This is a genomic window from Streptomyces sp. NPDC043952 (assembly GCF_056435325.1).
In genome coordinates this window covers 25973-51418 of sequence record NZ_JBWKES010000025.1, presented here as the reverse complement: position 1 = coordinate 51418, position 25446 = coordinate 25973, and the positions used below count along the sequence as shown (strand labels likewise).

Sequence of the window (25446 nt, the reverse complement as noted above, 5' to 3'; positions counted from 1 at the left end):
CGCAGGACACGGTGTCGTACCCATGCGTCAGGATGGGAGGCATGCCAGATGCCTTCACCACCCGAATCCTGAACGTCTCCACGGGCTCCCGTGAGCGCGTGGCCGACCTGACCGGGGACTGCGCGGACTTCCTGCGGGAGGTGGCGGGCGGCCGCGACGGTCTGCTGAACATCTTCGTCCCGCACGCCACCGCCGGGATCGCCGTCATCGAGACCGGCGCGGGCAGTGACGACGACCTGCTCGCCGCGCTGCACACCCTGCTCCCGGCCGACGACCGCTGGCAGCACCGCCACGGCAGCCCCGGCCACGGCCGCGACCATGTGCTCCCGGCGCTGGTCCCGCCCCACGCGACCCTGCCGGTGATCGCCGGCAGGCTGGAGCTCGGCACCTGGCAGTCGGTGTGCCTGGTGGACACCAACCGGGACAACCCCGACCGGCAGGTGCGGCTGTCGTTCCTCGGGTAGGTCCCGGCGCCGCCGCGGAGCCGTCCTGGGGCGCTCGTTTCCGTCGTGGGGCGGACAAATGCTCCATCACGTACGGTGTGGTGGACGCAGCAAGCCGGGCTCGCCGCGACAGAAGTGGTTGCGCAGTACGCGGCAGTCCCGGTCCGTCCAGGCCGGGAGAGGAAGTATGAGCATACGCGTCCGGCAGCGGCCCAGGAGCCGCCGCACAGCCCTGCGCACCGGGGTTCCACTGGCCACGCTGGCACTTGCCGTCGCCGGCTGCGGCGCATCGGTCACGCCCGGCGCGGAGACGACCTCCCTCCGGTCCTCCGCCGCCACCCAAGGCACCCGGACTCCGGGCACACCGACCCCCGACTCCGCGAGCGCGACGCCGAGCCGCACCGGCACCGATGCCGCCACGGCCACCGCGCACACCACCCCGATGGCGACCGCCACCACCTGCACCGACCGGACCCTGTCCGGCATGACCACGGCTCAGCGGGTCGGGCAGCTTTTCATGGGGGGAATCTCCGCGGCCCACCCGGACCAGGCGCAGTTGCGCATCCTGCGCGACAACCACGTGGGATCCGTCATGCTGACCGGCCGCAGCACCGCCGGTACGGCGGCGACGCGGAAGATCGTCGATGGTTTCCGGGGTCAGGCGGACCGGGTCGGCGGCCGGCAGGTCGGCCTGCTGGTCGCGACCGACCAGGAGGGCGGCCGGGTACAGGTGCTCAACGGCCCCGGCTTCTCGGCCATGCCCAGCGGTGTGACGCAGGGCGGCAAGGCGCCCACGATGCTGCGCGCCGAGGCGACCATCTGGGCCCAGCAGCTCAAGCGCGCCGGGGTCAACCTGAACCTGGCACCGGTCGCCGACGTGGTCCCCGCCTCGCTGGGCACCCGCAACATCCCCATCGGCTCCTTCCAGCGCGAGTACGGCAACACCCCGGACGCCGTGACCTCCGGCACCGGTGCCTTCGCCGCCGGCTTCAAACAGGCGGGTGTGCTGACCACGCTCAAGCACTTCCCCGGACTGGGCCAGGTGATCGGCAACACCGACACCACCGCCAATGTCGTGGACTCGGTGACGACCAGCACCAGTGCCAGCCTCGGCCCGTTCAAGTCCGGGATCCAGGCCGGGTCGCCCTTCGTGATGGTCTCGTCGGCCACCTACACCAAGATCGACGCCAAGCACATCGCGGCCTTCTCGCCCACGGTCATCGGCCAACTGCTGCGCGGCCAGCTGGGCTTCAAGGGCGTGGTCATCTCGGACGACATCGGGAACGCGGTCGCCGTGCGGTCCTTCACTCCCGCTCAGCGGGCCCTCGACTTCACCACGGCGGGCGGGGACATGATCCTCACCGTGCGGCCGGACGTCATACCCGCGATGGCGCAGGCCATCCAGACCCGGATGGGGCAGGACGCCTCGTACCGTGCCAAGGTGGACGACAGCGTGCGCCGGATACTCGACGCCAAGCAGAACGCGGGCGTGCTCGACTGCGGTTGAGGCCCTGACTGCGGATCAGATCCGGAGCCGACCACTGACAGCGCCCTCCGGCGGACGGAGGGCGCTGGGGCAAGGCCGTGGAGAAACGGGCGGTCAGCTCTGGGCGGAGCCCTTGTCCGACTCCTTCTGCTGCTTCAGGTTCTTGATCCGCGCCGCTTCCTTGCGGACCTCGACCTGGGTGGCCTGCTCCTTGAGGAGCCACTCGGGCCGCTCCTGCTTGAGCGCGTCGATCTGCTCCGTGGTCAGCGCCTCGGTGACGCCGCCGCGCGCCAGACCGGCGATGGACACGCCGAGCTTGGCGGCGACCACCGGACGCGGGTGCGGACCGTTGAGACGCAGCTCGCGCAGCCACTCGGGCGGATTGGCCTGGAGCTCGTTCAGCTCGGCACGCGAGACCACACCCTCCTGGAAGGAGGCGGGGGTGGCGGGGAGGTACACACCCAGCTTCTTCGCCGCGGTCGCGGGCTTCATCGTCTGGGTGCTCTGCTGCGACTTCATGAGGACAAGGGTATCGGCCATGCGTGCGGGAGCCGACCACGAGCCGGGCGGCGGACCGGGGGGAATCACGGCCGGTGACCATGGGGGCCGCCGCGGCCGGTAACCTGGCCTGGTGACAGGCTCGGAGGAATCACCGTCGTTCCGGCTCGCGTACGTCCCCGGAGTGACGCCCGCCAAATGGGTGAAGGTCTGGCACGAACGCCTGCCCGACATCCCGCTCACCCTCACGCAGGTCCCCGCCGCCGAGGCGCCGGAGCTGCTGCGCGCGGGTGAGGCCGACGCGGGTCTCGTACGGCTGCCCGTCGACCGTGACTTCTTCAGCGCGATCCCGCTCTACACCGAGACCAGTGTGGTCGTCGTCCCCAAGGACCACGTGATCACCGCCGCCGACGAGGTCACCCTGGCCGACCTCGCCGACGAGGTGGTCTTCCACCCCCTGGACGACGTCTTCGACTGGGACCGGCCGCCCGGCGAGGCCGCGTTCGAGCGGCCCGCGACGACCCAGGACGCGATCGAGCTGGTCGCGGCGAACGTCGGCCTCCTCGTCGTCCCGCAGTCGCTCGCCCGCCTCTACCACCGCCGCGACCTCACCTACCGACCGGTCACCGACGCGCCCCAGTCCGGCGTCGCCCTGTCCTGGCCGGAAGACGCCACCACGGACCTGGTCGAGGAGTTCATCGGCATCGTCCGGGGCCGCACGGTCAACAGCACGCGGGGCCGCGGGGCGGCGGGACGCCCGGCGGACGGCGGTGCTGCGGAAGGCCGTACGGCCAAGTCGGGAGCCAAGGCGGCGGGCAAGCCCCAGGCCGACAAGAAGTCCCGAGGCGCGGGGCAGCCGGGCGCCCGGCAGAAGTCCGGTGCCGCCAAGTCGTCGGGCGGGCGCGGGCAGCGGGCCCGCACAGGCGGGGCCAAGCCGGCGGCGAAGCGCGGGAAGCCGCGTAAGCGCTCGTAGCCGCGGAAGCGGCACGGGAACCGTACAGGTCTGCGGGAAAACCGCACGGGGCTGCGGAGAGGCGTCACAGGGGTGCGGGTAAGCGGCACGGGGCTGCGGAGAGGCGTCACGGGGGTGCGGGAAAGCGGCACGGGGCTGCGGAAGTGTCGTCCGTAGGGGTGCCGCGAAGAGCGCGCTCGTAGGGCGTCGAAGGCGGTCGGCGGCCTTGGCCCCCGGCGCCGTTTCAAACCCCTGTCGCGCTGTCGAGCCCCTGTGTCCGCGAACGCGCCCCTCTGCCCCCGCCCCCCTCTCAAACAGCCCGATCGTGTTCCTCCGGCCGTGCCGCCCCGCGCGCCGCGCCCACCGGCTCCGTCTGCCGTACCCGCAGGTCGGCCACCGCGAGGACCAGGGCGAGGGCGATGATGCCCACGGCCGTCAGCAGGCCCAGCTGGAGCGCGGTCGCCGGGCTGCCGTGGTTGGCCAGATGGGCGAAGTACACGGCGCCCACGGCCGCGATCCCGGCGGCGGAGCCGATGCGCTGGGCGGTCACCAGCACCCCGCCCGCCGCCCCCGCCCGCTGCACGGGCACGGTCGCCAGGGTGAGCGTGGTGTTGGGGGAGATGGTGACGCCCGAGCCGAGGCCCGCGATCAGCAGGGGCACGGCCGCCGCCCAGGCCACGCCCTGCCCCGGCACCAGCTGCACCGTCGCGATCACCGCGAGCAGGCCCAGCGCCACCACCGCCAGACCGGCGACCACCAGCTTGCGCCCGTGCCGTACGACGAGCCGGCCGCTCACGCTCGCGCCGATCGCCGAACCGCAGGCGAACGGCAGGGAGGAGAACCCGGCCGCGAGCGCGGTGTAGCCGACGCCGTTCTGGAGGAACAGCGTGTAGACGAAGAAAAGCGTGGTGAAACCCGCGAAGTAGACCAGATTCAGCAGCACCCCGAGCGAGAAGGACCGCTGTGCGAACAGCCGCAGGTCCAGCAGCGGCGCCTGCCCCCACCAGCTCTGCCACCGCTCCCACGCCCAGAACCCCGCCAGCAGCAGCACGGCCACCGGCAGCAGCGCCCACTTCAGCCGGCCCGTCCACTGCTGCTCCTGCACCAGGGGCAGCATCAGTGCCAGCACGCCCGTACCGAGGAGCAGCACTCCGGTCAGGTCGATGTTCTCCCGCTTGCCGGTCGCGGGCGGGGTGCGGGGCAGCAGCCGCAGTGCCGCGCAGAAGGCGGCGACGCCGATCGGCAGGTTGACGTAGAACACCCAGCGCCAGCCGTCGTCGGTGCCGAACAGATGGATCAGCAGTCCGCCGGCGGGCGGGCCGATCGCCGTGGACAGCCCGACGACGCTGCCCAGCATGCCGAATGCCCGCGCCCGCTCGGTGCCGCGGAACATCTGCTGGATCAGCCCCGTGGTCTGCGGCGCCAGGATGCCCGCGGCCACGCCCTGCGACAGCCGGAAGAACACCAGCCAGCCGGCGTCGGAGGCCAGCCCGCACGCCGCCGAGGCCAGCGTGAACAGGGCGAGCCCGTACAGGAAGACCGTCCGCCGCCCGCGCAGGTCCCCGAGCCGGCCGGCGGGCACGAGGGCGAGCCCGAAGGTGAGCGCGTAGCCCGAGACGACCCAGGACAGGGCGGCCGTGTCGGCGCCGAGGCCGCGTTCCATCGAGGGGAGGGCGACGTTCACGATCGAGCTGTCGAGCAGCGTCATGAAGCCCGCCGTCAGACAGACCCAGAGCGCCTGCCAGCGGCGCCGGTCGTCGGCCGGCCGGGCCGTGTCCATGGTCATGGGGCCACGCTAAGCAGCGGCCGGGCCCTGAGCGCGGAAGAGAGGAACATCCGGCGCGTCGGTGTTTGTCCTGGTATAAGGCGGCATAGGGCGCATCCTGTGCGCGGTGGCTCAGCTGGAGCCCGTCCCCCGGAGCCACGCGTACGCCGAGCGCGCCGTGAACTCCTGCTGCCCGCCGCGCAGCAGCAGGCTCGCCGTACGGAAGCCCGGATCGTCGGCTTGTTCGGCGACATACGGTACGGCGATACAGCGCATCCCCGCCGCGTGGGCGGCCGCCGCACCCGCCGCGGCGTCCTCCAGGACCACGCAGTCGCGCGGCTCGGCGCCCAGCCGCCGGGCGGCCTCCAGGAACGTGTCCGGCGCCGGCTTGCCGCGCGGGACGTCGGCCGACGAGACCACCACGCAGACGAGGTTCCGCAGGCCGGTGCCGGTCAGGACCGCGTCCATGGCCTCCGGGGAGGAGCCCGAGGCCACCGCGGTCGGTACGCCGTCGGCGGCCAGCAGCTCCAGCAGCGCGCGCATCTCGGGATACACGCGCGTGTGGGCGCGGGCCAGCTCCAGATAGCGCCGGTCCGTCGCGGCCAGCAGTTCCGCGGCCGGGGCGCGCAGCCCGTAGCGCTCCCGCCAGAGCAGGACCGTGTCCCGAGTGCTGACACCGACGTAGCTTGCGTGGTCCGCCCAGCTGTAGTCCGAAACGCCGTACTCGGCCAGGGCCTGGCGGCTGGCCTCGTAGTAGTTCGGCTCGCTGTCCACCAGCGTTCCGTCGAGATCGAAGACGACCGCGAGGGCGCCGAGATCGCTCATGCGCTCCAGCATGCCGGGATCAGGCGCGGGCGGCGCGGCCCACCGACTCCACCAGGGGGCCCAGCCGGTAGGCGACGCGTTCGCGCAGCGCCACCTCGGTGCGGGTGCGCACCACGCCCGGCAGGCTGATCAGCTTCTGGATGACGTCCTCCAGATGGGCGTTGTGCCGGGCCGCCACGCGGGCGAGCAGATCCCCGCCGCCCGTGATCGAGAACGCCTCCACGATCTCCGGTACCGCCGCCAGCGCGTCCCCCACGTCGTCCAGATGGCCCTGGGTGACCTCGATGTGCACGAACGCCAGCACCGGGTGGTCCAGCGCGGCGGGGGAGAGGGTCGGGCCCGTACCGGTGATCACGCCGTCCCGCTCCATGCGGTCGAGGCGGGCCTGGAGCGTGCCGCGGGCGATGCCGAGGATGCGGGCGTACTCGCGCACGCTGGTGCGCGGCTGCTCCAGGAGCAGCCGCAGGATGCGGGTGTCGAGCTCGTCCACGGCCATGATGGACGACTGTACCAATGGCCCGGTACTTGTCCGGACCCCGACCCGCTCGACCTGCGCCGTTGGTGTCGCGCGAACTCCGGTACGGGGCCTTGTGGTGGACCATTGGCCCACTGGAACCGGCATCGCTTGAGCCACTGCCGCCGGGGATGCTCTTATAGACATGTCGATGGCGCTGCGGATCCCCGCGGCGCCTTTTGTTTTCCGGTCTTCCTTGGTCTTCCAAGGTGTCCATGGGGAGGACAGCAGTGCTGAAGAAGATGTTCGTGGCTCCGGACCCGGGTCGGGCGCGACTGCGCTGGGCGTCTCGGGCCGTCCTCGGCATCGGGCTCGCCGTGGTGGTCTGCCTGCTCGTCGGACACTCCGTCGTCGGCGCGGTCACCGGCGGTCTCGCCGCGCTGCTCGCGCTGTTCACCGTCGCCGACCCCACCGTGCGCGGGCAGGCGGTCACCACCGCGCTGCTGCCGGCCGTGGGCCTGCCGGTGCTCGGCGCCGCGGCCGTGCTGCACCCGTACCCGGTGGCGCGGGACCTCGCCTTCCTCGCCGTCGTCGGCGCCGGGGTCTACGCCCGCCGCTGGGGGCCGCGCGGGCACAGCCTCGGCGTGTTCGCCTTCATGATGTTCTTCGCCGCCCAGTTCCTGCACGCCACCCCCGACCGGCTGCCCGAGCTGTCCGCCGCCGTGCTGCTGTCGGTGCTCGGCGCGGCCGCGGTCCGCTTCGGGGTGTGGTGCTACGAGCGCCGGCTGCCCCCGGCCACCGCCCCCGCACCCCTGTCCGCGGGCGCCGGGCTGGCCCGCGTGACCACGCGCCAGGCGGTCCAGGCGATGGCGGGCGGGAGCTTCGCGCTGGTCGTGGGAGAGCTGGTGTCCGGCCAGCGGTGGTACTGGGCGGTCGGCGCCACGTGGTGGGTCTTCGTCAACACCACCTCGCGCGGCGAGACCCTGGTACGGGGCTTCCGCCGGGTCCTCGGCACGCTCATCGGCGTCGGCCTGGGCTTCCTCGTGGCCGTTCCCCTGCACGGCGCGCCGGTGCCGACGGCCGTGCTGCTCGCGGTCGCCGTCTTCGGGATCTTCTACTCCGCCGCCGTGTCCTACACCTGGATGATGCTCTGGGTGACGGTCCTCGCCGAGCTCCTGTACGGCCTGCTCGGCGTCCTCACGCCCGGACTGCTGGCGCTGCGGCTCGGGGAGACCGCGGTGGGGGCGCTCGGGGCGGCGCTCGCGGTGCTGTTCCTGCTGCCGGTGACCACACACGCCACGACGGACGCGTGGATCCAGCGGGCCCTGCGGTGCGTGCACGCCTGCACGGCGGAGGCGGCGGCGCGGCTCGGGGGCTCGCCGACGGCCGATCCCGCGCCGCGCGTGGCCGAGCTGGAGCAGTTGCTCGGCCGGGTACGGCTGTCCGTGGCGCCGCTGGTGCATCCGCTGAACCCCTCGGCCGCGCGCAAGCTGCGGGCCCGTCGGGTGCTGGCGCTGCTCGACGACTGCGCGCGCGAGATCCGCGGCCTGGTCGCCGTCGCGGCGGATCCGGAGGCGTCGCACGATGCGCGGCTCGCGGCGGCGTGCGGTCGGGTGGAGAGGGCGGTCGAGGCGCTGACGGGGGGCTCCGCGGAGCCGGCGGCGGCCGCGGCGGAGGCTCCGGCGTCGCCGGCGCTGGCCCATTTGCATGGCCTTGAGCACGCGCTGGCCGCGCTCGCGGAGCCGCTGCGGGGGGCGGCGGGGTCGAGGCTGGTGGGGGCGTGACGTCTTCGGGGGCGTGAGGTGTCTTTCGAGGGCGTGTGGTGCGGGGAGGTTGGTGGGAAGGGGGAGCTGGTGAGAGAGGGACGGCTGGTGGGAGACCTGCGGGTGCGGGTACGTCGTGGCTGGTCGCGCAGTTCCTCGTGCCCCTGAGGAACTGCCGTCCCGTTGGTCGAGAAGCTGATGTGTCTCGTCCTCGTGCCCCTGGGGAACTGCCGTTCCGTCGGTCGAGAAGCCGATGTGTCTCGGCCGGTCGTCTCCGGAGGATGCCGCACCGGAGTGAAGAACTCCCGCCCCACGCCGTCCCCTTGGTCTAGACCGAAGTGGGTCGGCTGCTACCGTCGGCGCGTGACGGGCTCGACCGAGAGGGGACAGCGGTGGCGCAGGGTGATGGCAGGTCGGGCGGACGGCGGGCGTTCATCGGCTCGTTCACGGCGGCGGGCGGACCGGGGCTGGTGACCGCGGAGGTCGAGGCACAGGGCGGCGCCCTCACCCTCGTCGCCGCCGTCAACGACGTACCGGACCCCTCCTACCTGGCCCTCTCCCCGGACGGCGGCACCCTCTACGCGGTCGGCGAGACCGCCGAGGGCGTCGTCGCCGCCTTCCGTGTCGACGGCGGCCGTCCGGAACTCGCCGGACCGCCCGTGCCCGTGGACGGCAGCGGCCCCACCCACCTGAGCCTGTACGCCGGGCACGTGCTCACCGCCAACTACGGCTGCGGCAGCGTCACCGCCGTACCGCTGCGCCCGGACGGCACCCTCGCCGCGAAACCCTCCGGCCGGCTCCAGCACACCGGCTCCGGGCCGCACGACCGCCGGCAGCGCGGCCCGCACGCCCACCAGGTACAGCCGGACCCGAGCGGCCGCTGGGCGGTGAGCGTCGACCTCGGCACCGACTCGGTGCGGGTCTGCACCCTGGAGGCCGGCGCCCCGGCCCTGCACCGCGAGTGCGCCCTGCGCCCCGGCTCCGGGCCCCGCCACCTGGCCTTCCACCCCGACGGCGAGCGCGCCTACGTCGTCAACGAACTCACCCCGACGGTGACCGTGTGCCGCTGGGACGCCTCGGCCGGCTCCCTGAAACCGCTCACCGAGGTCCCGCTGCTGCCGGGCGCCCCGGTCGGCGACGCCTACCCCTCGGGCATCGTGGTCGCCCCCGACGGCCGCTTCGTGTGGACCGCGACCCGCGGCGAGGACATCCTGTCGGTGCTCGCCGTCGAGGGCGACGGCCTCAGGCCGCTCGGCACCGTGCCCTGCGGCGGCCACTGGCCCCGCGCCCTGACCGAGCGCGACGGCTTCCTGTACGTGGCCAACGAGCGCTCCGGCGACGTCAGCTGGTTCGCCGTGGACGAGGCCACGGGCATGCCGCGCTACGACGGCTCGGTGCAGGTCGCCGCGGCCTCCTGCGTCGTCTTCGGCTGAGCGGCGCGCGAGACCTGATCCGGCCGCGACGCCTCGTCAGGCAAGCCGCAGGGCCCGCCCCCCGAGGGAAGCGGGCCCTGCTCGTACGATCCGGGTGCGGTCAGCGGACCGGGGCACCCTGCGCCTGCTGCGGCGCGATCCCCAGGGCCGTCGTGTACTTGGCGAGGGCCAGTTTGCCGATCGCCGGGTAGGCGCCCAGCGGCTCGGCCATCGAGCAGCCCGCCTCCTCGGCCGCAGCCGCCAGCAGCGTCGCGTCGATCTCCGGGCCGACCAGGTACGGCGCGAGCGCCAGCTGCTGCGAGCCGGCGGAACGCAGCTGCTCGGCGATCGAGGAGATGGAACCCTCCTGGTCCAGGGCCGCCGCCATCACCGGCACGGCCAGGCGCGCGGCCAGCAGCATGCCGGTGATCCCGGCCGCCTGCACGGCCTCCTCGCCGCCCACGGAGGCCAGGACGATGCCGTCGGCGGCCGTGGCCACGGTGAACAGCCGGGCGCGGTCGGCACGGGCCAGACCCGCCTCGGACAGCCGTACGTGCAGCGCCTCGGCGAGCAGCGGGTGCGGGCCGAGGACATCGGTCAGCTCGGCCGCGACCCGGCTGTCGTTCACCGACTGGCGGATCTGCCGCAGCAGCGCGCTGTCCGGACCGGCCAGCAGCGGTACCACCACGGCGACCGGGCCGTCGGGCTCCCGCAGGCCCTCGACACCGGCGGCGAGAGCCTGCTCGTAACGGGCCGTGCGCTCCTCGGCGGTGTGCGCCAGCACCCCCCGCAGGGAGGGGAACTCGGCGTCGTCACCGTCCAGGTAGCCGATCCGGGCGTCCAGGCCGGGCAGCTCGGAACGGGCGATGCTCACGACCTCCTCGGCGAGGCCACGCGTGGCAGCGCTGGGCACACCGGGCACCGCGAGGACGAGCGCGGGCGCGCCCTCGGGAGCCACCAGCGGTTCGGGCCGGCGGTGCCGTCCGGGCTGGCGGGGTCGCGGCATTCGTACTGGGAGGCCGGACTCGGGTCCAGTGGAGGAGCTCATGGCGCCGCATGTTACTGGTTTCCCGGATGGTCCTGTTCGGGGAGGGTACAGGTGAGCGGTATCCGTCCGGTTTTGTCTGCTCGCTTACGGGTGGCGGCTGTGACGTGCAGCATCGTCGGATCACCCGGCAGCGTGAGCCGCCCGGCCGCTACCTCGGCCGCGATCCGCACCGCGCCGTGCAACGGGTCGCCCTCGGGCGGCACCTGACGGGCGTGCGGCAGCCTGCGCGCCAACTCCTCGCGCAGCGGCACGAGCAGCGGATCGCCCATCCTGGACAGGCCACCGGTGAGCGCCACTTCGGGCGCCCCGTCCGCCGGGCACACGGCCGCGGCGGAGTCGGCCAGGTGCCGTGCCGCCGCCCGCAGGATGTCCGCCGCGACGGGGTCGTCCGCGGCACAATCGGCCACGCGGGGCGCGAACGAGGCGAGTACGGCGGCCCGGTCGGTCCGCGGATAGAGCCGGCCCGGCAGTTGGCGTACCGGCCCGAACTGCTCCCGCGCGCACTTCAGCAGCGCGCCCGAGCCGCCCTCGCGGCCGTCGTGGGCCCGCAGCGCCGCCTCCAGACCCGCCCGGCCGATCCACGCGCCGCCGCCGCAGTCGCCCAGCAGATGCCCCCAGCCGTCGGCCCGCCGCCAGCCGGCGAGATCGGTGCCGATCGCGATCAGCCCGGTGCCCGCGGCGAGCACCGCGCCCGGCCGGGAACCGAGGGCCCCGGCGTACGCGGTGACGGCGTCGGCGGCGAGCGCGACCCGTCGTACGCCCAGTTCGCGGGCGAGGGCGTCCGGCAGTTCGGCGCGCAGGGCGTCGCCCAGGGTGGCGAAACCGGCGGCGCCGACGACGGCCGTGCCCAGCTCGTCCACCCCCGCCTGTGCCGTCAATTCCCTGGCCAGCGGGGTGAGTTGGGACATCAGGTGGGCCGGGTCGATGCCCTGCGCGCCGGTGCGGACCGGTTCCCGGGTCTCCCGCTGTGCCGAGGGCGCCCGCCCCGGCACGCCGACGGCGACCCGGAGGCCGGAACCGCCCGAGTCCACGGCGAGATACCCGGCGGCGGTCATGGCAGGCGCCAGTCCACGGGCTGTCCGCCCTGCTGGATCAGCAGGTCGTTGGCCCGGCTGAAGGGGCGCGAGCCGAAGAACCCGCGGTCGGCCGACATCGGCGAGGGATGCGCGGACTCCACCGCCGGCAGGCTCCCCAGCAGCGGGCGCAGATTGCGCGCGTCACGGCCCCACAGGATGGACACCAGCGGCTTGCCGCGCGCCGCGAGCGCCCGGATCGCCTGCTCGGTGACCTCCTCCCAGCCCTTGCCGCGATGGGCGCCCGGACTGCGCGGTGCGGTGGTCAGCGCCCTGTTGAGCAGCAGGACGCCCTGCTCGGTCCAGGGGGTGAGGTCGCCGTTGGACGGCTGGGGCAGCCCCAGGTCGGTGGTCAGCTCGCGGTAGATGTTGATCAGACTCGGCGGCAGCGGCCGTACCTCGGGGGCGACCGAGAACGACAGGCCCACCGCGTGCCCCGGAGTCGGATAGGGGTCCTGACCGACGATCAGGACCCTTACCTCGTCGAAGGGTTGCTGGAAGGCGCGCAGGACGTTGCTTCCGGCCGGGAGGTACGTGCGTCCCGCGGCGATCTCCGCGCGCAGGAAGTCGCCCATCTCGGCGATCCGTCCGGCCACGGGTTCCAGGGCCTTCGCCCAGCCCGCTTCGACGATTTCATGCAAGGGTCGTGGTGCCACGGACGTCACCCTACTGCCGTACGGCCGCCGGTGATCAACCGGCGGCCCGAACCCGGCCGGACGCCCCGCGCCCCCGGCCCCCCGGAACCCTGTTTTCCCTGCACTCGTCGCCCCCCTTTTTTTTCCGTTCCGTCTGTCAGCTCACGACCGCGGCACGCACGCACAGCACGTCCGGCAGATGCGCGGCCACCTGCCGCCAGCTGTCGCCGGCGTCCGCCGAGGCGAACACCTCTCCGTTGCGATTGCCGAAGTACACGCCCGCCGGGTCCGCGTCGTCGGTGCACAGGGCGTCCCGCAGCACCGTGCCGTAGTGGTCCCCGGCCGGCAGGCCACGGGACAGGGGCTCCCAGGACTTGCCCGCGTCGGCGGTGCGGAAGACCCGGCAGCGGCGGTCGGCGGGCACCCGGTCGATGTCCGCGGTGATCGGGAAGACGTACGCCGTGTCACCGCGGCGCGGGTGGGCGGCGACCGCGAAGCCGAAGGTGGACGGCAGGTCCGCGCCGATGTCGCTCCAGTGCGCGCCCGCGTCGTCGCTGCGGTACACCCCCCAGTGGTTCTGGAGGTACAGCCGGTCCGGCACGGCCGCGTCACGGGCGACCTTGTGCACGCACTGGCCGAACTCCGGGTTCGGGTCCGGCAGGAACACCGCGGCCACCCCGGAGTTGGACGGCGCCCAGCTCGCCCCGCCGTCGGTGGTGCGGAACACCCCGGCGGTGGAGACGGCCACGGTCAGCGCCGCCTTGTCACGCGCGTCCGTGAGCACCGTGTGCAGCCCCTCACCGCCGCCGCCCGGCACCCAGCGGGAGCGGGTGGGGTGCTCCCACAGCGGTCGCACCAGCTCGAAGCTCTCGCCGCGGTCCACCGAGCGGTACAGCGCGGCCGGTTCCGTGCCCGCGTACACCACGTCGGGCTCGGCGGCGGCCGGGTGCAGCTGCCAGACGCGCTCCAGGGAAGCCCCGGTGTCCTTGGGGAACCGGACGGCCGGCCGGGGCGGCTCGGTCCAGGTGCGGCCCAGGTCGTCGGAGTGGAACACCGACGGGCCCCAGTGCGCGCTGTCGCCGCCCGCGAGCAGCCGCGGCCGCGGTCCGCGGACGTCGATCGCGACCGAGTACACCGCCTGCGCGTTGAAGTGCGGGTTCTCGTCGAACTCCCACGGGCCCTGTCCCCGCCGCCGTCCGATGAACAGGCCCTTGCGGGTGCCCACCGCCAGCAGTACCTCGGTCATGCCGATCACCTCCGGGGCGCCATTGCCCAGGGTTGCCGTCAGATATCGGCCAGTGTGCACCCCACCACTGACAGTCTCCCCTGGAGCGGTCATCGCCCCAGCTCAGCGGGGGTGTCGTCGGCTTTCGGCGGGGATCGGAGGGGTGTGTTCCCCGATGCGCCTGCGCGAGGCGGCCCTCTCGTGCGAACGTCGGGGACGGCTTGTCGTGAGCAACGGAACGATCCCTCCCCGCGGGGAGGGCGGTCCGGCCGGTCTTTGCGGTCGCGAGGAGGATGCCCTTGATGGCGTTCCGGGGTCCGAAGGTGTGGCTGTGGCGGTGGCGGCGCAATCCGCTCAGGCGGCGGGCGGACGTGGTGGAGGGCTGGGTGGTGCTCGGCGTCTGGCTGCTGACGTTGCTGGCCGGGGTGCTCGCCGGGCTCATGGCCGCCCGGTCGGTGGCGCAGGGGCTGGCCCGCGAGCGCGCCGACTGGCGTCCGGTCGTCGCCCATGTCGTCGCCGGGGTCCCGGAGGCGTCGGCCGGGCACCGGCACGTACGCGGCGGCGACCGGGGCTGGGCCGAGGTGCGCTGGAGGGTGGCCGACGGTTCCGTGCACACCGGCCGGGTGCGGGCGGTGCCCGGCGGCGGCGCCGGCACCAGGGTCACCGTGTGGACCGACGCGCGGGGCCATCTCGTCGGCAGCCCCGTCACACCCGGCCAGGCAGCCTTCCGGGCCGACCTCATCGGAGCCCTGGCGGGGCTCGGCGCCGCGCTCGTCCCCTTCACCGGCGGATCACTGCTGCGCGCCCGGCTTGAGCGCCGCCGGATGGCCGCCTGGGACACGGAATGGGCCCGGCTGGGGCCGCAGTGGGGACGCATGGTGTGAGTGGCCGTTCGGCGAAGGAGAGTTGCGGAACGCGGGAGCCAAAGGGGCGTCGGGGGAGGGAAGTTGGACAACGTGGACCTGTCCGGGCGAGAACGACTCGGGCACGGTGGCCGGCGAGAGGCGAGTCACGTTGGCGCACGGAGAGGACCGGGCGGGTCCGCCGGGTTCAGCCGCGGTCGGGCAGGGCGCGGTCCAGGATGGCGGTCAGGTCCGTTCCGGAGGGCAGCGTCCCGAAGGAGTGGCCCCAGTCGCCGGCCAGGCGGGTGGCGCAGAAGGCGTCCGCGACCGGGTGCGGGGCGTGGCGGACCAGGAGGGACGCCTGGAGGGCGAGGGCCATGCGCTCGACCAGGCGCCGGGCCCCGAGCTGATCCGCGCCCGGCAGCTCGGTCTTGAGGGCGGCCACGGCGGAGTCCAGGCGGGCGTCCGCGCCTTGGGCGAGGGCGAGTTCGCCGAACAGGGCGTCGGCGGCGCCCGGTTCACGGCCGAGGGCGCGCAGCACGTCCAGCGCGTTGACGTTGCCCGAGCCCTCCCAGATGGACAGCAGCGGGGCCTCCCGGTAGTGCCGGGGCATGCCGGAGTCCTCCACGTACCCGTTGCCGCCCAGGCACTCCAGGGCCTCGGCGGTGAACGCGGGCCCCCGCTTGGTGACCCAGTACTTGCCGACGGCCGTGGCGATCCGCCGCAAGGCGTACTCCCCGGCGTCCCCGCGCACCGCGCGGTCCGCGGCCCCGGCCAGCCGCAGCGTGAGGGTGGTCGCCGCCTCCGACTCCAGCGCGAGGTCCGCCAACACGTTCCGCATCAGCGGCTGTTCGAGCAGCCGGGCACCGAACGCGCTGCGGTGGCGGGCGTGATGGCCGGCCTCGACCAGCGTCTTGCGCATCAGCGTCGCGGTGGCCATCACACAGTCCAGACGCGTGCAGTTGACCATCTCGATGATCGTCTTCACACCCCGCCCCTCGGGCCCCACCAGCCAGGCGACGGTCCGGTCGAACTCCGGCTCGGAGGAGGCGTTGGAACGGTTGCCCAGCTTGTTCTTCAGACGCTGGATGCGGAAGGTGTTGCGAGTGCCGTCCGGCAGCACCCGCGGCACCAGGAAGCAGGACAGCCCGCCGGGGGCCTGGGCCAGGACGAGGAAGACGTCGGACATGGGCGCCGACGTGAACCACTTGTGCCCGCGCAGGGTGTAGACGCCCGGCTCGCCGGTGGGCGTGGCCGTCGTGGTGTTCGTCCGCACGTCCGAGCCGCCCTGCTTCTCGGTCATGCCCATCCCGGCGATCAGTCCGGGCTTCCCGGTCGGCACCCGCAGTCCGGGCTCGTACTCCCGGCTGGTGAGCAACGGCTCGTAGACCTTGGCCAGTTCGGGCTCCGCGCGCAGGGCGGGTACGGCGGCGTACGTCATCGACGCCGGGCAGCCGTGCCCCGCCTCGGTGTGCCCCCACACCAACCCGCCGGCGGTACGGGCCACATGGGCGCCGGGCCGCTCGTCCGCCCAGGCCGAACCGGCGAGGCCCGCCTCGACCGCCGCCCGCATCAGATGGTGCCAACTGGGGTGGAACTCCACCTCGTCGACGCGGTTGCCGTAGCGGTCATGGGTGCGCAGCACCGGCTCGTGCGCGTTCGCCTGCTCGGCCCACTCCTGCGCCCGGACGCTGCCGGCGCGGACGCCGAGCCGCCGGATCTCCTCCTCGGCCCAGCCGGCGCCCTCGCGCCGCAGGCCCTCCAGGAGGGCGGTGTCGTCGGAGGAGTCGTAGGGGGCGAGGGGCGGGGGCTGGTTGGTGACGTCGTGGGTCGCGACCGGCGTCTGCGTCTCTGTCAGCGTGGAAGCCATACGCGTCATGTTGCACTTTCCCTGCGGCTGTAGCAATAGTGCAACATGGCGGCGCACGTAGAGTACGTGCCCATGCGCGTGAACGTGTCGGCCGGCCCGGAGGCCGGCCTGCGGCCCCTGTCCGCCCGGTCGGTCGTCCTGAGCATGCTCCTGGCCGTGCACCCGCCCGAGCTGCCGGTGAAGGACCTCATACGACTGGTCGAACCCTTCGGCGTCGGCGGCTCCACCCTGCGGGCCGCGCTGAGCCGGATGGTGGCCGCGGGCGACCTGTGGCGCACCGACGCGGTCTACGGGCTCAGCGACCGGCTGCTGGCACGGCAGCGCCGGCAGGACGACGCGGTCCACCCCCGCACCCGCGCCTGGGGCGGCGACTGGGAGATGGTGGTCGTCACGGCGACGGGCCGCGGCGCCGCCGAACGCGCCGGGCTGCGCGCCCGGCTGACCGCCCTGCGCCTGGCCGAACTGCGCGAGGGCGTCTGGCTGCGCCCCGCCAACCTCGACCGGCCGCTGCCGGACGGACTGCGCCAGGTGGCGGCGACGTACACCGCGCGCCCGGACGAACCCGCGCACGACCTCGTCGCCCGCCTGTGGCCCCTGGACACCTGGGCGGCCACCGCCCGCGCCCTGCTCGCCCATGCCGCCGCCGCGCCCGGCCCCGCCGACCGCCTCACCGCCTTCGCCGCCATCGTCCGCCACCTCCTCGGCGACCCCGTCCTCCCGCCGGCCCTGCTCCCCCCGGCCTGGCCGGGCTCCGAACTGCGCACGGCGTACGCCGGGTACCAGCGGGAGGTGGCGGCGACCGCGGGGTGGCGGGAGGGCTGAGGGGCCGCTGACGGGGGGGCAGGCCCGTGGTGCCGTCGCCTGGACGGCCGTACGGCGGACACCCCCGACGGGTGACGCGCGCGGCGGCTGAGGACGCGGGGCGTCCGCCGCGGTGTGCCGGGGCGGGCCGCCCTCCTGAGCAGGTGGCGCACGCGACGCCCAGGGCGTTCCCTGGGAGACAGGAGGATGACCTGCATGGTCGCGGGCACTCGGTGGGGCAGTGGAGGACGATCTCACCCGAGGAGAGTCATGGCTGAGCAGAACGCGTCGTCGGCCCTCACGGCACCCCTGCGCGGCGCCGCCTCGGTGCTGCGCAAGGTGCCGGGTGCCACGACGGTGGGCCGCGTCGCCGAGGAAACCCTGGACAAGGTGGGCGCCGTCTCCCCGCGCGGGCGGCGCATCGCGGTGTACGCCGGAGCGGGGGTGCTCGGCGCGGCGGGCGTCGTGGAGTGGCCCGTGGCCCTGACCGGCGCGGCGGTGGCCTGGCTCACCCAGCCGCGGCCCGGCCACCACGGCAACGGGACGGCGAAGGACCCGGCGGCTCCGCACGATCTGGGCACCGCCGCGCTCCGGTCCGGCGCGGACCCGCACTCCCACGGACCGCAGGAGGAGCCCCACCGGCACCACGGCGAACGCGGACACGGGCATAAGCACGGACACAAGCACGGGCACGGGCCTGGACCGGTTCCCGTCGACGACGCCGAGGACACCACCCCGAAGACGGCGACCGGCCCCCTCGGGCCCACCGCCCGCCCCGACCGCACCACCCGCTGAGGAGGGCCCCTTGCCAGGTCTGTTCACCGTGCCGCGGGCCGCCCTCCGGCTGCTGCCCGCGGCACCACGCCTGCTCGCCCGCGCCACCGCGCCCGCGGTAGGGGTGGCCGCCGGCGCGGCCGCGGGAACGGCACGCGCCGGCGTGCGCGGCGCGGACGCCGCCATTCGGGTCGCCCGCGTCGCCCGCAACACCCTTCCCGGCTCCGGCGACCACTGGCGCGCCGGCAGCCGCGCCCACCTCGCCCTGCGCCCCGTCGCACCCGCACCCGCGACCGACGCGACCGGCACGCAGGCCCCGCCCCCGGAGCCCCCGGCGGGCGGCACCGCCGTACCCCCGGCCCCCGACTCCGCGACCGGCCCCACGGACACGACGACACCCCCCGCCCCCGAGGACCGCACGCCCGAACCCGAGACCCCCGAACACCTCATCTCCGAGCCGCCGACGACCGCCCCCGAGCCGCCGACCGGCACCCAGCCCCCACCCCGCACCGAACCCACCGAACCCCCCGGCCACCGCGAGCGCACCGCCCCCATCGCCCGCCGCATCGCCCAGACCCTCGCCGACCGGCCCGACGTCCTCTTCGCCTACTGGGACGAGGGCCTCGCCCGGCTCGTCGTGACCGCGAGCGAGGAGGAGGCCACCGACGAGGTGGTCGAGCACGCCGCGCGACTCGCCGCCAGGCACGGGTTCGAGCTGGCCGCCGGCGACGTGGAGGAGACCACCCACCCGGCCGACCCCGCCGGGGTGCGCACCGCCGTGGCCACGCTCGGGGCCGATGTGCTGGGCACCGCCGTCGCGGTCACCGGGTATGCGCTGCGGCTGCCGCCCTCGCCCCGGCTGCTGACCGCCGTGGTGACGCTGCTGCGGGAGAACCCGAGGTTCCGCGGCTGGCTGCGCGCCCGCCTCGGCCCCGACCGGATGGACCTGGTGCTGGCCTGCGCCAACGCCGCCGCGCACGGGGCCGGGCAGACCCCCTCGTCCCTGTTGCTCGACGGCACCCTGCGCGGCTGCCAGGTCGCCGAGACGGTGGCCCGCGCGGCCGCCTTCGACGCGGTGCACGACAAGCTGTGCGCCCCCGGCCGCATCAGCCTCGCCCCCGGCGGCGAGCCGCGGCCGCCGCTGCGCGAGTCGCCCGCCCAGGAGTACGCCTCCCACGCCTCCGCGGGCAGCCTGCTGGGCGCCGCGGCCACCCTGCTGGTCAAACACGACGGCACCGAGGCGGCCGAGGCGGTGCTCGCCGGTTCCCCCAAGGCGGCCCGCTACGGCCCCGCCGCCTTCCACGCCGTGCTCGGCGCCGCCCTGTCCCGCACCGGGGTGCTGGTGCGCGACCCGGAGCGGCTGCGCCGGCTCGACATGGCCGGGACTGTCGTCCTGCACGCCGGAGCGCTGCGCGGTCCGGACGGCGAGGCGGACCCGTGGGCCGAGCCCGTGCTGGACGCCGCCCGCCGGGCCGGGCTGCGGGTGGTGCTGGTGGACGATCCCGCCCTGGAGGACTTCACCGGCCTCGCCGATCAGGTCGTGGACGCCCGCCGGCCGCTGGACGACGTGGTCTACGAGGCGCGGGGCGAGACGGAAACCGTGCTCACCATCGCCCGCGTCCGCTCGGCCGGGGAGAGCGACGTGCTGGCCGCGCTGCGCGCCAGCGATGTCGCCGTCGCCCTCACCGACCGGGACGGCGCGGTGGTGTGGGGCGCGGATCTGCTGGCCCTGCACGGGCTGCCCGACGTGTGGCGGGTGCTGATCGCGATACCGGCCGCCCGCGCGGTCGGCGGCCGGTCCCAGACCCTCGCCCGGTCCGGCGCGGCGCTGTCCGGGCTGATGGTCGCCCTCGGCGAGGCCAAGGGCGGCCGGGGGCGGCTCGCCATGCTGCCGGGGCTGCGGCACGCGCCCGTCGACGCGGGCGCCGCCCTGGCTTTGCTGTCCGGGATGCGCGCCGCGCTCGGCGTGGCGGTGGCCCGCGCCCCGCACCCCCGGCCGCGGATGCACTGGCACGAACTGGACCCGGACCAGGCGAGGGACCGGCTGGAACACCAACCCGGCGACGGGGAAACGCCGTTGGGCGCGCTGGCCGACGGGCTGCGCAAGACGGCCCGCCAAATCTACCGGCATCCGCTCGTCGCCCCCGTGCGCTGGTCCTACCAGCTCGGCCAGGCCGTCCGCGGCGAACTCCACGACCCGCTCACCCCCGTCCTCGCGGTCGGCTCGGCCGCCTCCGCGATCCTCGGCTCGGCGGTGGACGCCCTGCTCGTCGTCGGCGCCCTCGATCTGAACGCCCTCGTCGGCGGGGTCCAACGGCTGCGTGCCGAACGGGCGTTGTCCGGTCTGGTCGCGGACCAGAAGCGCAAGGCGCGCCTGGTGCCGCAGGACGGGGAGGCACCGGCCGGCGGCACCCGCACGGTGGAGGCCGGCAAGCTCGCGCCCGGCGATGTGATCCAGCTCAAGGGCGACGACGTGGTGCCCGCCGACGCCCGGCTGCTGTGGCAGGAGGGCCTGGAGGTGGACGAGTCCGCGCTGACCGGCGAGTCCCTGCCGGTGGAGAAGGACACCGACCCCACCCCGCACGCCCCGGTCGCCGACCGCAGCTGCATGGTCTTCGAGGGCACGACCGTCGTGGCGGGCGAGGCCCGCGCCGTCGTGGTCGACACCGGCGAGCACACCGAGGCCGCCCGCGCCGTGCACCTGGCCGCGCGTACGCCCCCGGCGGCCGGCGTCCAGGCCCGGCTCCAGGAACTCACGCGCAAGGCGCTGCCGTTGACCCTGGCGGGCGGCGCCGCGGTGACCGGTCTCGCGCTGCTGCGCGGCACCCCGATCCGGGAGGCGGTCAGCGGCGGCGTGGCGGTCGCGGTGGCCGCCGTGCCCGAGGGGCTGCCGCTGGTGGCCACCGTCGCCCAGCTGGCCGCGGCCCGTCGGCTCAGCCGCGGCGGCGTCCTGGTGCGCACCCCGCGCACCCTGGAGGCGCTGGGCCGGATGGACACCATCTGCTTCGACAAGACCGGCACCCTCACCGAGAACCGGCTGCGCCTGGTGCGGGTCTCCGACGCCGAGGGCACCGTACGCGCCGTGGCCGACGCCCGGTCCGGGGACACCGTGCGGGTCGCCGCCCGCGCCTGCCCCCGCTTCAACGGCGGCTCCGAGCGCCCGGTGCACGCCACCGACGAGGCCGTCCTGGACGCGGCCGGCCCCGACCCCGAGTGGACCCAGCTCGCCGGGCTGCCCTTCGAGGCCGGGCGCGGTTACGCGGCCGCCGTCGGACGGGCCGGGGAGGGCGCGCGCCTCCTCGTGGTCAAGGGCGCCCCCGAGACCGTACTGCCCGCCTGTACCGGACTGCCCGAGACGGCCGCCAACGCCGCCCAGGAGCTGGCCGGTTCGGGACTGCGCGTCCTGGCGGTGGCCGAACGGCGCCTCGACGACGGGGAGGACGAGTCCGCCGTACTCGAACAGCCGCTCCAGGGGCTGGAGTTCGCCGGAGTGCTGGCGCTGTCCGACGTGCCGCGCGACACCTCCACGGCGCTGGTGAAGGGGCTGCTGGAGGCGGGCGTACGACCCGTCGTGCTCACCGGCGACCATCCGCAGACCGCGCGCGCCATCGCCGCCGAACTGGGCTGGCCGGCGGACACCGTGGTGGTCACCGGCGACGAACTGGCCGCCGCGGACCGGTCGGCGCGGGCCCGGATGCTGCGCGACGCGGGCGTGGTGGCCCGCGTGGCGCCCGAGCAGAAGCTCCAGGTGGTGGAGGCGCTGCGGGACGCGGGCCGGGTGGTCGGCATGGTCGGCGACGGCGCCAACGACGCGGCGGCCATCCGCGCCGCCGACATCGGGGTCGGCATCAGCGCCCGCGGCTCGGCCGCCGCCCGCAACGCCGCCGACATCGTGCTCACCGACGACGACCTCACGGTCCTGATCGACGCGGTCGGCGAGGGCCGCGCCCTGTGGCACAGCGTCGCCGACGCCATCGCCATCCTCATCGGCGGCAACGCGGGCGAGGTCGGCTTCGGCCTGATCGGCACCCTGGTGTCCGGGCGGGCGCCGCTGTCCACCCGGCAGATGCTCATGGTGAACCTGTTCACCGACCTGTTCCCGTCGATGGCGGTCGCCGTCACGGAGAAGGAGGGCGAGGCGGACCTCGCCCATGTGGAGGAGGCCGCCGGGGTGCTGGGCGATCCGCTGCTGCGGCAGATCAGGCACCGGGCGCTGACCACCTGCCTGGGCGCGCTCACCGCCTGGCTGATCGGCCGGTTCACGCCGGGTACCGCCCGCCGCTCCAGCACCATGGCGCTGTGCGGGGTGGTCGGCACTCAGCTGGTGCAGACCCTCCTCGACCGGCGCGACAGCCGGCTGGTGCAGGTCACCTCGGTGGGCTCGGCCGCGGTGCTCGTCGCCGTCGTGCAGACCCCGGTGCTCAGCCAGGCCTTCGGCTGCACCCCGCTCGGCCCGTTCGCCTGGGCCGGTGTGGTCGCCGCCATCGCCCTCGCCCTGGCGGGACAGCGCGCGCTGCCCCGCCTGGAGGAGACGGTCGTACGACTCCTGCCGGACTGAGGCTCACACCGAGCGCAGGTACTGCTCCGGCACCCGCACATCGCCGCCCAGCTCCCGTGCGGTGTGCCGGGCCCAGGAGGGGTTGCGCAGCAGTTCGCGGCCGAGCAGGACGGCGTCGGCCTCGCCGTTCGCCACGATCTTCTGGGCCTGCTCGGCCTCGGTGATCAGTCCGACCGCCGCGACCGGGAGGCCGGTCTCGGCCTTCACCCGCGCGGCGAACGGGACCTGGTAGCCGGGCCCGACCGGGATGCGCACGCCGGAGGCGTTGCCGCCGGTGGAGACGTCGAGGAGATCGACGCCGTGGGCGCGCAGATCGCGGGCGAGGCGGACCGTGTCGTCCGCGCTCCAGCCGCCCTCCTCCAGCCAGTCGGTGGCCGAGACGCGGAAGAACAGCGGCTTGTCCTCGGGCCACACCTCCCGTACGGCGTCCACGATTTCGAGCGCGAACCGGACCCGGTTCTCGTACGAGCCGCCGTAGGCGTCGGTGCGGTGGTTGGAGTGCGGGGAGAGGAACTCGTTGATCAAGTAGCCGTGGGCGCCGTGGAGTTCCACGATCTCGAAGCCCGCCGCCAGCGCCCGGCGCGCGGCCTGCGCGAACTGGCCGACGACCTCGTGGATCTGAGAGACCGTCAACTCGGTGGGGACCGGGTGCCCTTCGGCGAAGGGCAGCGGGCTCGGGGCGAGCGGCTGCCAGCCGTGCCGCTCCGGGCCGACCGGCTCACCGCCCTTCCAGGGCCGCTCGGTGGAGGCCTTGCGGCCGCTGTGTCCGAGCTGGACGGCCGGCACCGTGCCCTGGGCGGCGAGGAAGCGGGTGATCCGGCGGAAGGCCTCCACCTGGGTGTCGTTCCACAGGCCGAGGTCGTAGGGGGAGATCCGGCCCTCCGGGGAGACCGCGGTGGCCTCGACCACGATCAGACCGGTGCCGCCGGTCGCCCGCGCTCCGTAGTGCGCGACATGCCAGTCGTTCGGGGCGCCGGCGAGCGGCCCCTCCGGCTCGGCGGAGTACTGGCACATCGGCGGCATCCACACCCGGTTGGGAATGGTCACTTCACGCAGGGTGACGGGCTCGAACAGCACGCTCACGGGGACTCCATTCGTCACGGACCGCAGAACTGCTCGTACGATAGACCTCGTAGTACGAGAGGTGTCAAACTACGATGGCTCTCGTACAATGCGGGAGACGTGAACGTTCCGTGATCCAGTGACGAGGTGGGCCGCCGTGACCGAGACCGCCGCTCCCGGCCGGGTGCTGCCGCACCCCGACCGGGCGGAGATCCGACTGGAGGCCGTGCTGCACGCGCTGTCCGACCCGGTGCGACTGCGCATCGTGCGCGAACTGTCCACGGCCGCCGACGACTTGGCCTGCTCCCGCTTCGACCTGCCGGTGACCAAGTCCACCACCACGCACCACTTCCGGGTGCTGCGCGAGAGCGGCGTCATCCGCCAGTGCTACCGGGGCACGGCCAAGGTGAGCGGCCTGCGCCGGGACGACCTGGACGACCTCTTTCCGGGCCTGCTCGACGCCCTCCTCGCCGCCGCCCGGCGCCAGCACGCCCGTCTCGGTGAGGACGCCTGAGCGTGCCCGCGGGGGGCGACGCCTGAGCGCGCCCGCCGGGGGCTACGACGACCGGGCCACCGCCAGCAGGGTCTCCCAGTCGGCCAGCTTGACCACGCCCCGGCCGAGGCGCGCGCCCAGCTCGGCCTCCGCCCGCTCGATCGCCAGCCAGCCGTCCCAGACCACCGGCTCCATCCCGGCCGCCAGCAGCGCGGGGACCGCGTCCCCGGGCACCTCGGCGCGCGCCAGGTCGGGGGCGTCCGCGAGCAGGGAGGCCACCGTCTCCTTGGCGCAGGGCCGGTTGGTGCCGATCACCCCCGAAGGGCCCCGCTTGATCCACCCGGCGACGTACTCACCGGGTGAGGCCGCGCCGCCGCGCACCACCCGCCCCGCCGTGTGCGGGACGGTGCCGCTCGCCTCGTCGAACGGCAGCCCCTCCAGCGGCACCCCGCGATAGCCCACCGAGCGCAGCACCAGCTGCGCGGGCGCCTCCTCGTACCGCCCCGTCCCCGTGACCCCGCCCCGCCCGTCCGGGGCCGTGCGCTCGAAGCGGACCGCGCCCACCCGGCCGCCGTCCGCCAGCAGCTCAACAGGCCGCAGGAAGAACCGCAGCCGGATGTGCCGGCCGGCCTTCGAGGGGGGCCGCTCCGCCCAGCCGCGCAGCACATCGAGATTGCGCCGCTGCACCGCGGGCAGCGTCTCGGGATCGGCCGGATCGAGCGCCAAGTCGCCCGCTTCCACGACGACTTGGGTGCCGGGCAGGGTGCCCAGCTCCCGCAGCTCCTTGGTGGTGAAGCGGGCCTGCGCGGGACCGCGCCGCGCCACCATCCGCACCTCGCCGACCCCGCTCGCCGTCAGCGCCTCCAGCGCCCCCTGCGGCATGTCCGTCGGCCGCAGTTCGGCCGCGCCGCGCATCAGCATCCGGGTGACGTCCACCGCCACATTGCCCGCGCCGATCACCACCGCCGAGCGCACACCGCGCAGAAAGCCCGCGTCGGCCGCGTCCGGGTGCGCGCTGTACCAGGCCACGAACTCGGTCGCCGACCAGCTGCCCGGCAGCTCCTCGCCGGGGATGCCGAGGTGGCGGTCGGTGGCGGCGCCCACGCAGTACACCACCGCGTGATACAGCCCGCGGAGCACCTTCACCGGCACCCCGCCGGGCCCGCCCACCCGTACCCCGCCGAGGAACCGCACCCGCTCGTGCTCCAGCACCGTACGCAGGCTGGACTGAAGCGACTTGATCTTCTCGTGGTCCGGGGCGACGCCGTACCGGACCAGTCCGTACGGACACGGCAGCCGGTCCAGCACGTCCACGCGCACCTCGGGATCCTGCTGCACGAGGTGCTGGGCGGTGTAGCACCCGCTCGGTCCGGATCCGACGACGGCGACTCGCAGCACGGTGTACTCCTGACGGCGAGAGGAGAGTGCGCGGACGCCTCCAGGGTCCCACCGGCGGGCCCGCGAAGG

General features: G+C 74.6%; 21 protein-coding genes. 10 read left to right on the top strand and 11 right to left on the bottom strand.

Annotated elements, in window-relative coordinates; all coding sequences use genetic code 11:
- Positions 1–41 precede the first annotated feature (41 nt).
- Positions 42–464 (top strand): YjbQ family protein, encoded by a 423-nt coding sequence (locus AC069R_RS24900; protein ID WP_397987540.1) that lies wholly within the window; start codon positions 42–44, stop codon positions 462–464.
- Between the two features lie 166 nt (positions 465–630).
- On the top strand, positions 631–1950 hold the full coding sequence (locus AC069R_RS24895; RefSeq protein WP_478769028.1) for a glycoside hydrolase family 3 N-terminal domain-containing protein: 1320 nt from the start codon (positions 631–633) through the stop codon (positions 1948–1950).
- Between the two features lie 93 nt (positions 1951–2043).
- On the opposite strand, the gene AC069R_RS24890 is transcribed toward AC069R_RS24895, so the two are convergent.
- Positions 2044–2448 carry a DUF5997 family protein gene (locus AC069R_RS24890; protein ID WP_478769027.1) on the bottom strand — a complete coding sequence of 135 codons (405 nt, stop codon included), beginning with the start codon at positions 2446–2448 and terminating at the stop codon, positions 2044–2046.
- A gap of 112 nt (positions 2449–2560) precedes the next feature.
- Between AC069R_RS24890 and AC069R_RS24885 the strand changes: the two genes are divergently transcribed.
- Positions 2561–3400, top strand: coding sequence for a LysR family substrate-binding domain-containing protein (locus AC069R_RS24885; protein ID WP_478769026.1), 840 nt, complete (start codon positions 2561–2563; stop codon positions 3398–3400).
- Positions 3401–3689: 289 nt separating this feature from the next.
- On the opposite strand, the gene AC069R_RS24880 is transcribed toward AC069R_RS24885, so the two are convergent.
- From AC069R_RS24880 to AC069R_RS24870, 3 genes are all read right to left on the bottom strand, one after another.
- Positions 3690–5165, bottom strand: coding sequence for an MFS transporter (locus AC069R_RS24880; RefSeq protein WP_478769025.1), 1476 nt, complete (start codon positions 5163–5165; stop codon positions 3690–3692).
- 111 nt (positions 5166–5276) lie between these two features.
- Positions 5277–5969: an HAD family hydrolase gene (locus tag AC069R_RS24875; protein ID WP_478769024.1), complete on the bottom strand. Its 693-nt coding sequence runs from the start codon at positions 5967–5969 to the stop codon at positions 5277–5279.
- Positions 5970–5988: 19 nt separating this feature from the next.
- On the bottom strand, positions 5989–6465 hold the full coding sequence (locus AC069R_RS24870) for an Lrp/AsnC family transcriptional regulator (RefSeq protein ID WP_397987546.1): 477 nt from the start codon (positions 6463–6465) through the stop codon (positions 5989–5991).
- Positions 6466–6713: 248 nt separating this feature from the next.
- Between AC069R_RS24870 and AC069R_RS24865 the strand changes: the two genes are divergently transcribed.
- Together AC069R_RS24865 and AC069R_RS24860 are read left to right on the top strand one after the other, a co-directional pair.
- A complete protein-coding gene (locus AC069R_RS24865) occupies positions 6714–8207 on the top strand; it encodes an FUSC family protein (RefSeq protein WP_478769054.1) in 1494 nt (497 codons plus the stop codon).
- A gap of 371 nt (positions 8208–8578) precedes the next feature.
- Positions 8579–9619, top strand: a complete 1041-nt coding sequence (locus tag AC069R_RS24860; RefSeq protein ID WP_478769023.1) for a lactonase family protein — start codon at positions 8579–8581, stop codon at positions 9617–9619.
- 100 nt (positions 9620–9719) lie between these two features.
- Here the strand turns inward: AC069R_RS24860 and AC069R_RS24855 are convergent, their stop codons facing one another.
- From AC069R_RS24855 to AC069R_RS24840, 4 genes are all read right to left on the bottom strand, one after another.
- Positions 9720–10646, bottom strand: coding sequence for a sirohydrochlorin chelatase (locus AC069R_RS24855; protein WP_478769022.1), 927 nt, complete (start codon positions 10644–10646; stop codon positions 9720–9722).
- An 11-nt stretch (positions 10647–10657) separates the two neighbouring features.
- On the bottom strand, positions 10658–11701 hold the full coding sequence (locus AC069R_RS24850; protein ID WP_478769021.1) for an N-acetylglucosamine kinase: 1044 nt from the start codon (positions 11699–11701) through the stop codon (positions 10658–10660).
- Positions 11698–12375 carry a uracil-DNA glycosylase gene (locus tag AC069R_RS24845; protein WP_478769020.1) on the bottom strand — a complete coding sequence of 226 codons (678 nt, stop codon included), beginning with the start codon at positions 12373–12375 and terminating at the stop codon, positions 11698–11700. The genes AC069R_RS24850 and AC069R_RS24845 overlap by 4 nt, the downstream gene beginning before the upstream one ends.
- A 136-nt stretch (positions 12376–12511) precedes the next feature.
- Positions 12512–13600, bottom strand: coding sequence for a WD40/YVTN/BNR-like repeat-containing protein (locus tag AC069R_RS24840; protein ID WP_478769019.1), 1089 nt, complete (start codon positions 13598–13600; stop codon positions 12512–12514).
- Between the two features lie 281 nt (positions 13601–13881).
- On the opposite strand from AC069R_RS24840, the gene AC069R_RS24835 reads away from it, so the two are divergent.
- The gene (locus AC069R_RS24835) at positions 13882–14463 is read left to right on the top strand and encodes an Rv1733c family protein (RefSeq protein ID WP_478769018.1); all 582 of its coding nucleotides are present in this window, start codon (positions 13882–13884) and stop codon (positions 14461–14463) included.
- Between the two features lie 166 nt (positions 14464–14629).
- On the opposite strand, the gene AC069R_RS24830 is transcribed toward AC069R_RS24835, so the two are convergent.
- Complete coding sequence (locus tag AC069R_RS24830; protein ID WP_478769017.1) at positions 14630–16291, bottom strand: acyl-CoA dehydrogenase family protein; 1662 nt, start codon at positions 16289–16291, stop codon at positions 14630–14632.
- Positions 16292–16363: 72 nt separating this feature from the next.
- Between AC069R_RS24830 and AC069R_RS24825 the strand changes: the two genes are divergently transcribed.
- The 3 genes from AC069R_RS24825 to AC069R_RS24815 all read left to right on the top strand — a co-directional run bounded on the left by AC069R_RS24825 (position 16364) and on the right by AC069R_RS24815 (position 22424).
- Entirely contained in the window at positions 16364–17113 is a 750-nt protein-coding gene (locus AC069R_RS24825; RefSeq protein ID WP_478769016.1) for a PaaX family transcriptional regulator C-terminal domain-containing protein, read from the top strand.
- A gap of 249 nt (positions 17114–17362) precedes the next feature.
- On the top strand, positions 17363–17887 hold the full coding sequence (locus AC069R_RS24820) for a hypothetical protein (protein WP_478769015.1): 525 nt from the start codon (positions 17363–17365) through the stop codon (positions 17885–17887).
- A gap of 10 nt (positions 17888–17897) precedes the next feature.
- Positions 17898–22424: an HAD-IC family P-type ATPase gene (locus AC069R_RS24815; RefSeq protein WP_478769014.1), complete on the top strand. Its 4527-nt coding sequence runs from the start codon at positions 17898–17900 to the stop codon at positions 22422–22424.
- 3 nt (positions 22425–22427) lie between these two features.
- On the opposite strand, the gene AC069R_RS24810 is transcribed toward AC069R_RS24815, so the two are convergent.
- On the bottom strand, positions 22428–23507 hold the full coding sequence (locus tag AC069R_RS24810; RefSeq protein ID WP_478769013.1) for an NADH:flavin oxidoreductase/NADH oxidase: 1080 nt from the start codon (positions 23505–23507) through the stop codon (positions 22428–22430).
- A 136-nt stretch (positions 23508–23643) separates the two neighbouring features.
- On the opposite strand from AC069R_RS24810, the gene AC069R_RS24805 reads away from it, so the two are divergent.
- Positions 23644–24000 (top strand): ArsR/SmtB family transcription factor, encoded by a 357-nt coding sequence (locus AC069R_RS24805; RefSeq protein ID WP_478769012.1) that lies wholly within the window; start codon positions 23644–23646, stop codon positions 23998–24000.
- A gap of 42 nt (positions 24001–24042) precedes the next feature.
- Here the strand turns inward: AC069R_RS24805 and AC069R_RS24800 are convergent, their stop codons facing one another.
- Positions 24043–25377: an FAD-dependent oxidoreductase gene (locus tag AC069R_RS24800; protein ID WP_478769011.1), complete on the bottom strand. Its 1335-nt coding sequence runs from the start codon at positions 25375–25377 to the stop codon at positions 24043–24045.
- Positions 25378–25446: the final 69 nt, after the last annotated feature.